The organism is Pseudomonas faucium (assembly GCF_021602585.1).
In the GTDB taxonomy this organism is placed as follows: domain Bacteria; phylum Pseudomonadota; class Gammaproteobacteria; order Pseudomonadales; family Pseudomonadaceae; genus Aquipseudomonas; species Aquipseudomonas faucium.
On sequence record NZ_BQIP01000009.1, the window covers coordinates 74,050 to 83,422 of the forward strand.

Here is a 9,373-nt window from a genome sequence, read left to right on the forward strand (position 1 = left end):
TCGGAGCACATTTGTACTCCTCCCCGCGGAAACCCCCTGCCCCCTCTATTTTGAGGCGGCGATGAGATCGGCGGCAGGAGCACCTTCGGAAGCGATGCGACGAGCACGGCCCACACCCCAGGCCAATGCCCTGGTCATCGACTCCCCAGGTCGAGAGTCGAAGGCCTCCTCATGGATGGCCATGCCACTCGGCGCGTACACGCCAATGAACATTTGTGTGTTGCCTGTTCGCGACAGTCGTACCTGAACATCGATGTACATCCCGTCATCGAGCATTTCGTCGTGTGCTCGATGGTGAAGCGTCGGGTCAGCCCAGTCCCAGAAAACATCACCGCGAATTCTCATGCCGCCCTCCTACGACTTTAGTTTTATGTGTATCTGCCACCATAGCCAAAGCCAAACGGGTCGCAACCGCAATTAGTCGGCATGTGAGCTGAATCGGACAATTGGCCTCTAAACCTGTACCCACCCCTTTCCCATGTACAACTTTTTGCCGCGATATGGCGGCCAAGGACGAAGTCATGCCTGAAGAAAAGCAACTCATCCTGCCGCTGCAGGTCGTGCGCGACGAACACGGATTCTGGACACACCCGGCCTGGCCGGACGATGGCGAAGAATGCGCGCTGCCCATCAACTGGTTTTCCGATCAGGGGCTGGAGGTTGGCCTGGTCTCCATGGAGGACGACGGCCCTGAAGAGCTGAATGTGGAGTGGTTCGAAGCCGGAGGGGATTATGATTGCACTCCGTGGCAGCCGGGCAAGCCTGCCGGAGACGGCTGGTTCGCCTTCTCGATCCACGACACCGAGGACGGACCGGTCTGCGTTTGGGTTCGCCACAAGGTGGTTGTATGACCCGCCTCGCCCTCTGCCTCCTGCTGCTGGCCACCCTGGCCGGCTGCCAGAAAGAGGCCGAATCAACCACCCGCGCCGGCTCCGACTTCAACGTCGACCGACTTTTCACCCTGGACGGCTGCACCGTGTACCGGTTCCACGACGGCGGCCGAGCGCGGTACTTCACCAACTGCGCTGGCTCGACCCAATGGGAGGAGAGCTGCGGCAAGAACTGCTCGCAGCAAAGCGGTATTCCCGGCAGCAACCACCAGGCCAGCAACCAGCGCCAGCTCTCCCCGCACGAAACCCAACCCGAACCTGCACCCGCTCTGGCGCCTGGGCGCTGGATTGATGAGAGGTATGAGCTGTGAGTAAAGCCGCCCGCAAAGACGTGCTCGACGAAATGACCAAGGAAGACTTGGTGGACTGGATTAGGTCGCAGCACTTTTTCATGAAGCCCAAGAAGAGTGATGTTCTCTACCTGCGCTGGAATCGGCAATCGGCCGCCGTTATCGATGAGATGGAGAAGAACAACCGCGCACTTGACCACCTCGACTTCAGCGAGCGTGATCGCCTGGCCAAGCAGTTCAACGCCTCGAAAGACCCGAATGAGCGCCTTCGGCTGATCGAGAAGATCGAGCCATATGACAAGGCCTTGAGGGACCATCTCAGCCGGTCCGAGGCGATTAACCGCAAGCAGAAGCGAGTGGATGATCTTTACGAGCAGATCGATGTGGAGCGTCGAAAGGAGCAGCGTGCATGACCGACCTGATCGAAGTGAAGACGGCCAGGCTGATCGGCGCGCCGCTGGACTGGGCGGTGGCCATGGCCGAGGGCTTCAGCTCAGACCCAGGCCAGCGCACGACAATCTGGCGCGCCGAGGACGACCCGACCAGCGTCAGCATCCGTGGTGCCGCCGAAGGCTTCGGCTATCGCCCATCCGCCAACTGGGAGCAAGGCGGCCCGCTGATCGACAAGCACCGCGGCAGCACTCAGCACTCTCCGGGCCTTGCCGACGAGGCCTGCTACAGCGGCGGCCCAGCCGGTGCCGGGATCTGGCTCTACGGCCCCACCGCCCTGGTCGCCTTCTGCCGCGGCCTCGTCCACTACAAGTTAGGCGAAACCATCAAAGTGCCGAAGGAGCTCTGCCATGAGCAGTGACTGCGAAAAATTGAAGGCCTTAGCCGAGGCCACAGGTGGGGTGTCATGGACCTGGTGGACCAGCAACTCCACCCTGCGGCTTACAACGGCGAGGGACGGCAGGCACGGCGCAGACGGCGACGCGCTGAGCGCCCATGGGGACAGCATCAACTGCCCCGAGACCTACCGCGAGTTCATCGCCGCTGCACACCCGGCTGCAGTGCTTGCCCTGCTCGCCGAGAACGAGTCCCTACGCAAGGATGCCGAGCGCAGCAAGCGCATGCTGTTGGATGCCTGCGTCTCCATCGGCAGCATTGGCGAAGCACTCGGCCTGGACATGGATGCCGACGCCGACATGATGATCGGCACAGCACGCGATCTGATCGATGGCCTGAACCGGATCATCAAGGAATGCCCACTTGGGAGCCCTGGCTTTGCCATAGCCACCGAGGTGATGGGAGAGCTTGGGGTACAGCAGGAGGCCCAGTCATGATCCTGCCCCTGATGTACATGGCCTACCTGATCTACAGGGGGCCGCGATGAGTGACGCGCCCATCGAGCCGCAAGAGTGGTCGTTCGGCGTCAAGGTTGTCCAGATCGAAGACATACGCGTGGCGCGCGGCCTCACACGAAGGCCGAAAACGACCTGTCGCCACCGGAAGCTGGTCTATGACGACAAAGAGCGCCGCGTCTGGTGCAGCGACTGCGAGTCAGAGGTCGAACCTTTCGATGCATTCGCCGGCTTGGTCGAGATGTTCAGCGGCGCGCAGTCGCGGATCAACCGCCGTGCTGCGGAGCTGGCCGAAGCAGAGAGGTTTCAGATCCGCAGCCGGGCAGCCAAGGTGATGGATGAGGCCTGGCGCAGCACAAAAACCGCCCCGCTGTGCCCTCACTGCAATAACGCCCTGCTGCCAGATGACGTCGTAGGCGGCCTGGCCAGCGCCAGCAAAGCCCTGGTTGTCGCCGCTCGCAAGCGCAACGAAGCCAACAAGCCGAAGTAACCCCTCCCCCTACTACTCAAGCCCGCCGACATGCGCGGGCATGGAGAGCTATTGCCATGACGAAAGAAGAACTGGCCGCCCAACTGAACGGCCTTGAATACCCGACCCGCATCCCGGGCGCGCTGATCGTCGCAGCGCAGAGCGCCGGCCTGGTGATCCTATGCGGCGCCAGCGACGACCTGATGAAATTCTACGGTGCCCGTCGTGAGGAGATTGGCTGCTACGACGGCGGCACCGCATTCGTCGATGCAGACGGCGTCCTCCCTGATCGCGACTGCCTGGATGGCGACGAGGAGATCGCCGAGTACGTGCAACGCCAGAAGTCGGCCAAGCCGATCGAGGCGCTGTGGTGCAAGGAAGACGGCTACAGCTGGACCTACAAGACCGACATTCCGCACGCGACCTTCGAAGTCGTAGAGGACGAAGAGCCCTACTGCCGCGGGATCGTGTTCTCCCTGGCTGACCTGGCCTGACCACCAACCTGCCGCCACCGGCGGCGTGGAGACCAACATGGCAAATGCCACCGCTGCCGTGCAGCCGGCCCTGCAGCCGAGGTTCCTGCGCGCGAAGGACGCGCCCGGCTACCTCGGCATGTGCAAGGACGAATTCAAGAACACCGTCAGGCCGCATGTCCGTGAGTTCCCGATCGGGAAACAGGGTATCGGCTTCGACCGCCTGGAGCTGGATGCCTGGGCAGACGCCTACATCGAGGCCATGGCCGTTGAAAAGGCGAGCAATCAGGACAACAATCGACCCCGCAGCGTAAGCAAGGCCGGGGAATCCAAGGAGACTCCATGGCCAAAAAGGCAATCACAGGGCTCCAGAAAATGCCCAGCGGCATCTGGAAAATCGACAAGGTCTACAGGGGAGAACGAATTCAAGAAAGCACTGGCACTTGTGATCGGCAGGAAGCCGAGCAGTACCTGATCCACCTGCTGGAGAAGATGCGGCAGCGCAAGGTTTACGGCGTTCGCGAGATCAAGACATTTGCCACGGCCGCGGCGAAGTACCTGGTCGAGAACAAGGAGCAGCCATCCATCAGGCTCACCGCGCTCTATTTGGAGCAGGTGGTCGAGTACATCGGCCACCTTCCATTGACGCACATTGATGACGAGGCCCTGGCCGCCTACGTGCGAGATCGGAAGGCTGATTCGGTAATGCCGGACGGGAAGGTGAAGAAGGGAGTCAGCAACAGGACAGTCAACATCGCGATTGAGCGAGTGATTCGCGTCCTCCAGCTGGCTTGCCGGAAGTGGCGGGATGAAGAGCGCCGCCCCTGGCTCGACAGCGTTCCGCTGCTCACCAAACTGGACGAGAAGAAGTCGAGTCGACAGCCCTATCCCATGTCCTGGGAAGAGCAGTCGATTCTATTTGGGGAGCTGCCCGACCATCTGCAGCGAATGGCCCTGTTCAAGGTGAACACCGGCTGCCGCGAGCAGGAGGTGTGCAAGCTGAGGTGGGACTGGGAGATCTTCGTCCCGGAGCTGGATGCCAGCGTGTTTCTGATACCTGCCGAATTTGGCGGCAGGCATGAGAACTCCGGGGTCAAGAATCGGGAGGAACGCCTGGTAGTGCTGAACAGCGTGGCCAAGTCGATCATCGAGGCACAGCGCGGCATCAGCCGTGAGTGGGTTTTTCCATACAACGGCACCGCGATGCATCGGATGAACGACTCAGCCTGGAAGAAAGCGCGGGTGCGTGCGGCAAAGCTCTGGCAGGAGCAACACTTGCGGCCGGCACACCCTGGGTTCGCTTCCATCAGGGTTCACGACCTGAAGCATACATTCGGACGAAGACTGAAAGCAGCAGCTGTGAGTTTGGAAGATCGGAAGTCGCTACTTGGCCACAAGAGCGGAAGCGTGACCAGTCATTACTCCGGAGCGGAGATCGGTCAGATGATTGAGGCGGCAAACAAGGTATCGGCCACCGACTCGCGCGGGCCGGTACTGACGATCTTGAAGAGGAGAATCGGATGAGGAAAAAGGCGAAGTCACTCGAAAAGTCACTATGCCCAGAAACAACAAAGCCACCCGAAGGTGGCTAAGTCGCTGAAATATATGGTCGGGACGGAGTGATTCGAACACTCGACCCCTTGCACCCCATGCAAGTGCGCTACCGGGCTGCGCTACGCCCCGACTGGGCTTTGAAGCATGTTCTCAATCTTGCCGAGAACGTTGAAGAATGTACCCTAACCTCCTGATAAATGAAAGCTTTTTTTCAAAAATTTCCACTCATCATCAACAGGTCACTTCTTCAACACCACCAGTACATCTTCCAACTCGACAATCATCTGCCGAATCAGCTGCTTGTACTGGCTGGACTCATCCTTCACCTCATCACTGGAGAGCCGCAACCGCGCCCCGCCAATGGTGAACCCCTGATCATAAAGCAGCGCGCGAATCTGGCGGATCATCAGCACGTCTTGGCGCTGGTAATACCGCCGATTGCCCCGCCGCTTCACGGGGTTGAGCTGAGGGAACTCCTGCTCCCAATACCGCAGCACGTGTGGCTTTACGGCACACAATTCGCTCACTTCACCAATGGTGAAGTAGCGTTTGCCCGGTATGGGGGGCAGTTCGTCGTTATGGCTTGGTTCCAGCATAGGCCTCAACCCGGGCCTTCAACTTCTGCCCTGGACGAAAGGTGACGACGCGCCGTGCGGTAATCGGGATTTCTTCCCCTGTCTTGGGGTTGCGGCCCGGCCGCTGGCGTTTGTCGCGAAGGTCGAAGTTGCCGAAACCGGACAACTTGACCTGCTCGTTCTCTTCAAGTGCGTGCCGAATTTCTTCAAAAAACAGCTCGACCAGCTCCTTGGCCTCACGCTTGTTAAGCCCCAGCTCCTCGTACAGCCTTTCGGCCATCTCAGCTTTCGTCAGAGCACCCATGCCGTTATTTCCTTAACGTGGTGTTCAACCTTTGTTCGAGCGAGGTGAGGATGTTTTGCAGGGTAATATTCACCTCATCGTCGTTAAGAGTGCGCGATGGATGCTGCCAGGTCAAGCCGACGGCCAGGCTTTTTCTATCAGGATCAATGCCTTTACCCTGGTAGACGTCAAACAGCCTGAGGTCTGTAAGCCATTCGCCTGCATTGTCACGAATTACTTCAAGCACCGAACTCGAAGCCACATCACGTCCTGCGATCAAAGCCAGGTCGCGACGGGTTTCCGGGAACTTGGAGAGCTCGCTGAACTTCGGCAGGCGGCCTTCGACCACGTCACCCAATACCAACTCGAAGACGAACACCGGGCGGTCCAGGTCCAGGGCTTTGGCAAGCTCTGGATGCAGGGCGCCGATGTAGCCGACTTCCTTGCCATCGCGCTCGATGCGGGCGGTCTGGCCTGGGTGCAGGGCGTGGTGCTTGCCGGCGACGAAGGTGAAGTCGCTCAGGGCGCCGGAGTAACCCAGCAGGGCTTCCACGTCAGCCTTGACGTCGAAGAAGTCGATGCTGTCGCGGCCATTCGCCCAACCTTCCGGCAGGCGGCTGCCGGTGACGACGCCAGCGATCATCGGTTGCTGCTTGAGGTCACCCAGCTGGCCGACGAAGCGCAGGCCGCTTTCGAACAGGCGCACACGGTCTTGCTGGCGGTTGAGGTTGTGCTGCAGCGCCTTGACCAGGCCTGGCCACAGGGACGCACGCATGGCGGCCATGTCGCTGGAGATCGGGTTGGCCAGCAGCAGCGGCTCGACGCCTGGGGTGAACAGCTCGAACAGTTTCGGGTCGATGAAGCTGTAGGTAATGGCTTCCTGGTAGCCGCGGGCAACCAGCAGGCGGCGCAGGTTCGGCAGCTCGCCGCGGGTTTCCGGGCGGGCTTGCGGGGCCAGGCGGGCTTGCGGGTAACGAACCGGCAGGTTGTTGTAGCCGTACAGGCGCGCCAGCTCTTCGATCAGGTCGACTTCCAGGCTGATGTCGAAGCGGTGGCTCGGGACGTTGACGGTCCACTGCCCTGCCCCGTTGGCAGTGGTGGTCAGTTCCAGTGCGTTGAGCATCTGCTCGACCTGGGCGGCGTCCAGCTCCATGCCGAGCATCTGGGTGATGCGTTCGGCGCGCAGGGTTACCGGGGCGACTTGCGGCAGGTGCTGCTGGCTGACGGCTTCGACGATCGGGCCGGCTTCACCGCCGACGATCTCCAGCACCAGGGCGGTGGCGCGCTCCATGGCTTCGCGGGCCAGTTGCGAGTCGACGCCGCGCTCGTAGCGATGCGAGGCATCGGTGTGCAGGCCGTAGGAACGGGCCTTGCCAGCGACGGAAATCGGCTCGAAGAAGGCGCTTTCCAGGAACAGATCGCGGGTTTTCTCGGTGTTGACGCCGCTGTGCTCGCCCCCCATCACGCCGGCAATGGCCAGGGCGCGGGTGTGGTCGGCGATGACCAGGGTGTCGGCGCGCAGGGAGACTTCCTGGCCGTCGAGCAGGACGAGCTTCTCGCCCTCTTCGGCCATGCGCACGCGGATGCCGCCGTTGATTTCGGCGAGGTCGAAGGCGTGCATCGGCTGGCCGAGCTCGAGCATCACGTAGTTGGTGATGTCGACGGCGGCGTCGATGCTGCGCACGTCGCTGCGGCGCAGGCGCTCGACCATCCACAGCGGGGTCGGCTTGGACAGGTCGACGTTGCGGATCACACGGCCCAGGTAGCGTGGGCAGGCCGCCGGGGCAGTCACTTCGACCGGGCGCACTTCGTCGTGGGCAGCCGCTACGGCTGGCACCACGGGGCGGGTGACCGGGACGTTGTACAGGGCGCTGACATCACGGGCCAGGCCCGCCAGGGACAGGCAGTCACCGCGGTTCGGGGTGAGGCCGATCTCGATGCTGGCGTCGTCCAGGTTCAGGTACTGGCGAATGTCCTGGCCCACCGGGGCGTCGGCAGCCAGTTCCAGCAGGCCGTCGTTCTCTTCGCTGATCTGCAGCTCGGCGGCCGAGCACAGCATGCCGAAGGACTCGACGCCGCGCAGCTTGGCCTTCTTGATCTTGAAGTCGCCTGGCAGTTCGGCGCCGATCATGGCGAACGGGATCTTGATGCCGGGGCGTGCGTTTGGCGCGCCGCACACGACCTGGAAGGTTTCCTGGCCGTTGCTGACCTGGCACACGCGCAGTTTGTCGGCGTCGGGGTGTTGTTCGGTGGCGAGGATCTCGCCCACGACGATGCCGCTGAACTGGCCGGCAGCGGGGGTCACGCTGTCGACTTCAAGGCCGGCCATGGACAGGCGGGCGACCAGTTCATCACGGGAGACTTGCGGGTTTACCCAACCGCGCAGCCACTGTTCACTGAATTTCATGCTGTTCTCCTGAAAGTTGCGTCGGGCATTGACCTAGCGGAATTGCGCGAGGAAGCGCAGGTCGTTGTCGAAGAACAGACGCAAATCGTTGACGCCATAGCGCAGCATGGCCAAGCGCTCGGCGCCCATGCCGAAGGCGAAGCCCTGGAATTCTTCAGGGTCGATGCCGGACATGCGCAGCACGTTCGGGTGCACCATGCCGCAGCCCATCACTTCCAGCCAGCCGGTCTGCTTGCACACGCGGCAGCCTTTGCCGGAACACATCACGCACTGGATGTCGACTTCGGCGGACGGCTCGGTGAACGGGAAGAACGACGGGCGGAAGCGCACGGCCAGTTCTTTCTCGAAGAACACCCGCAGGAACTCTTCGATGGTGCCCTTGAGGTCGGCGAAGTTGATGTCGCGATCGATCAGCAGGCCTTCGACCTGGTGGAACATCGGCGAGTGGGTGATATCCGAGTCGCAGCGGTAGACGCGGCCCGGGCAGACAATGCGGATTGGCGGCTGGGTGGACTCCATGGTCCGCACCTGCACCGGCGAGGTGTGGGTGCGCAGCAGCATGTTGGCATTGAAATAGAAGGTGTCGTGCATCGCCCGGGCCGGGTGGTGGCCGGGGATGTTGAGCGCTTCGAAGTTGTGGTAGTCGTCTTCCACCTCTGGGCCTTCGGCGATGCCGTAGCCGATGTGGGTGAAGAACTGCTCGATGCGCTCGAGTGTACGGGTGATCGGGTGCAAGCCACCGGTGGCCTGGCCACGACCTGGCAGGGTCACATCAATGCATTCGGCGGCCAGGCGAGCGCTGAGCTCGGCCTCTTCGAAGCCTGCCTTGCGTGCGTTGAGCACCTCGGTAACGCGCTCTTTGGCGTCGTTGATCAGCGCGCCGACTTTCGGCCGCTCTTCGGCTGGCAGGTTGCCCAGGGTCTTCATCACCTGGGTCAGTTCGCCCTTCTTGCCGAGATACTGAACCCGGATCTGTTCCAGGGCATTGATGTCTTCAGCGCGCTCCACAGCTTCTAGGGCTTGGGAGACCAGCGCATCCAGGTTTTCCATGTACAGACTCCAGATACGAAAATAGGGGAAGAGCTTTGAAGGCTCTTCCCCTATCGATGACGTTTTACACCCGACGGCGCA

Annotated in this window: 14 protein-coding genes and 1 tRNA gene; 9 read left to right on the plus strand and 6 right to left on the minus strand. The window is 61.5% G+C overall.

What is annotated here, in order from left to right; translation table 11 throughout:
• Positions 1-45: 45 nt before the first annotated feature.
• On the minus strand, positions 46-345 hold the full coding sequence (locus tag L6D75_RS12715; protein WP_176514308.1) for a hypothetical protein: 300 nt from the start codon (positions 343-345) through the stop codon (positions 46-48).
• A gap of 176 nt (positions 346-521) precedes the next feature.
• Between L6D75_RS12715 and L6D75_RS12720 the strand changes: the two genes are divergently transcribed.
• Genes L6D75_RS12720 through L6D75_RS12760 form a run of 9 tightly spaced genes read left to right on the plus strand, consistent with a single transcriptional unit; the run spans position 522 to position 4,947 of the window.
• Positions 522-851 (plus strand): hypothetical protein, encoded by a 330-nt coding sequence (locus tag L6D75_RS12720; RefSeq protein ID WP_176514306.1) that lies wholly within the window; start codon positions 522-524, stop codon positions 849-851.
• The gene (locus tag L6D75_RS12725; RefSeq protein ID WP_176514304.1) at positions 848-1,201 is read left to right on the plus strand and encodes a DUF4884 domain-containing protein; all 354 of its coding nucleotides are present in this window, start codon (positions 848-850) and stop codon (positions 1,199-1,201) included. The genes L6D75_RS12720 and L6D75_RS12725 overlap by 4 nt, the downstream gene beginning before the upstream one ends.
• On the plus strand, positions 1,198-1,593 hold the full coding sequence (locus L6D75_RS12730) for a hypothetical protein (protein ID WP_176514302.1): 396 nt from the start codon (positions 1,198-1,200) through the stop codon (positions 1,591-1,593). Before L6D75_RS12725 ends, L6D75_RS12730 begins: the two co-directional genes overlap by 4 nt.
• Positions 1,590-1,991, plus strand: coding sequence for a phage protein NinX family protein (locus L6D75_RS12735; protein ID WP_176514300.1), 402 nt, complete (start codon positions 1,590-1,592; stop codon positions 1,989-1,991). The genes L6D75_RS12730 and L6D75_RS12735 overlap by 4 nt, the downstream gene beginning before the upstream one ends.
• Complete coding sequence (locus L6D75_RS12740; RefSeq protein ID WP_236193558.1) at positions 1,981-2,463, plus strand: hypothetical protein; 483 nt, start codon at positions 1,981-1,983, stop codon at positions 2,461-2,463. Before L6D75_RS12735 ends, L6D75_RS12740 begins: the two co-directional genes overlap by 11 nt.
• A gap of 46 nt (positions 2,464-2,509) precedes the next feature.
• A complete protein-coding gene (locus tag L6D75_RS12745; protein ID WP_176514298.1) occupies positions 2,510-2,971 on the plus strand; it encodes a hypothetical protein in 462 nt (153 codons plus the stop codon).
• Between the two features lie 56 nt (positions 2,972-3,027).
• A complete protein-coding gene (locus L6D75_RS12750; RefSeq protein WP_176514296.1) occupies positions 3,028-3,444 on the plus strand; it encodes a hypothetical protein in 417 nt (138 codons plus the stop codon).
• Between the two features lie 37 nt (positions 3,445-3,481).
• The gene (locus L6D75_RS12755; RefSeq protein WP_236193561.1) at positions 3,482-3,898 is read left to right on the plus strand and encodes a hypothetical protein; all 417 of its coding nucleotides are present in this window, start codon (positions 3,482-3,484) and stop codon (positions 3,896-3,898) included.
• Positions 3,799-4,947, plus strand: a complete 1,149-nt coding sequence (locus L6D75_RS12760) for a tyrosine-type recombinase/integrase (protein WP_236193570.1) — start codon at positions 3,799-3,801, stop codon at positions 4,945-4,947. The genes L6D75_RS12755 and L6D75_RS12760 overlap by 100 nt, the downstream gene beginning before the upstream one ends.
• Before the next feature lie 82 nt (positions 4,948-5,029).
• Here the strand turns inward: L6D75_RS12760 and L6D75_RS12765 are convergent.
• From L6D75_RS12765 to pheS, 5 genes are all read right to left on the minus strand, one after another.
• A tRNA-Pro gene (locus L6D75_RS12765) sits at positions 5,030-5,106 on the minus strand.
• Between the two features lie 110 nt (positions 5,107-5,216).
• Positions 5,217-5,573: a MerR family transcriptional regulator gene (locus L6D75_RS12770; protein WP_008100384.1), complete on the minus strand. Its 357-nt coding sequence runs from the start codon at positions 5,571-5,573 to the stop codon at positions 5,217-5,219.
• Positions 5,554-5,856 carry an integration host factor subunit alpha gene (gene ihfA / locus L6D75_RS12775; protein ID WP_003250679.1) on the minus strand — a complete coding sequence of 101 codons (303 nt, stop codon included), beginning with the start codon at positions 5,854-5,856 and terminating at the stop codon, positions 5,554-5,556. The genes L6D75_RS12770 and ihfA overlap by 20 nt, the downstream gene beginning before the upstream one ends.
• Positions 5,857-5,860: 4 nt before the next feature.
• Positions 5,861-8,242: a phenylalanine--tRNA ligase subunit beta gene (gene pheT, locus L6D75_RS12780; RefSeq protein ID WP_176514292.1), complete on the minus strand. Its 2,382-nt coding sequence runs from the start codon at positions 8,240-8,242 to the stop codon at positions 5,861-5,863.
• 33 nt (positions 8,243-8,275) lie between these two features.
• Positions 8,276-9,292 carry a phenylalanine--tRNA ligase subunit alpha gene (gene pheS, locus L6D75_RS12785; protein WP_176514290.1) on the minus strand — a complete coding sequence of 339 codons (1,017 nt, stop codon included), beginning with the start codon at positions 9,290-9,292 and terminating at the stop codon, positions 8,276-8,278.
• Positions 9,293-9,373: the final 81 nt, after the last annotated feature.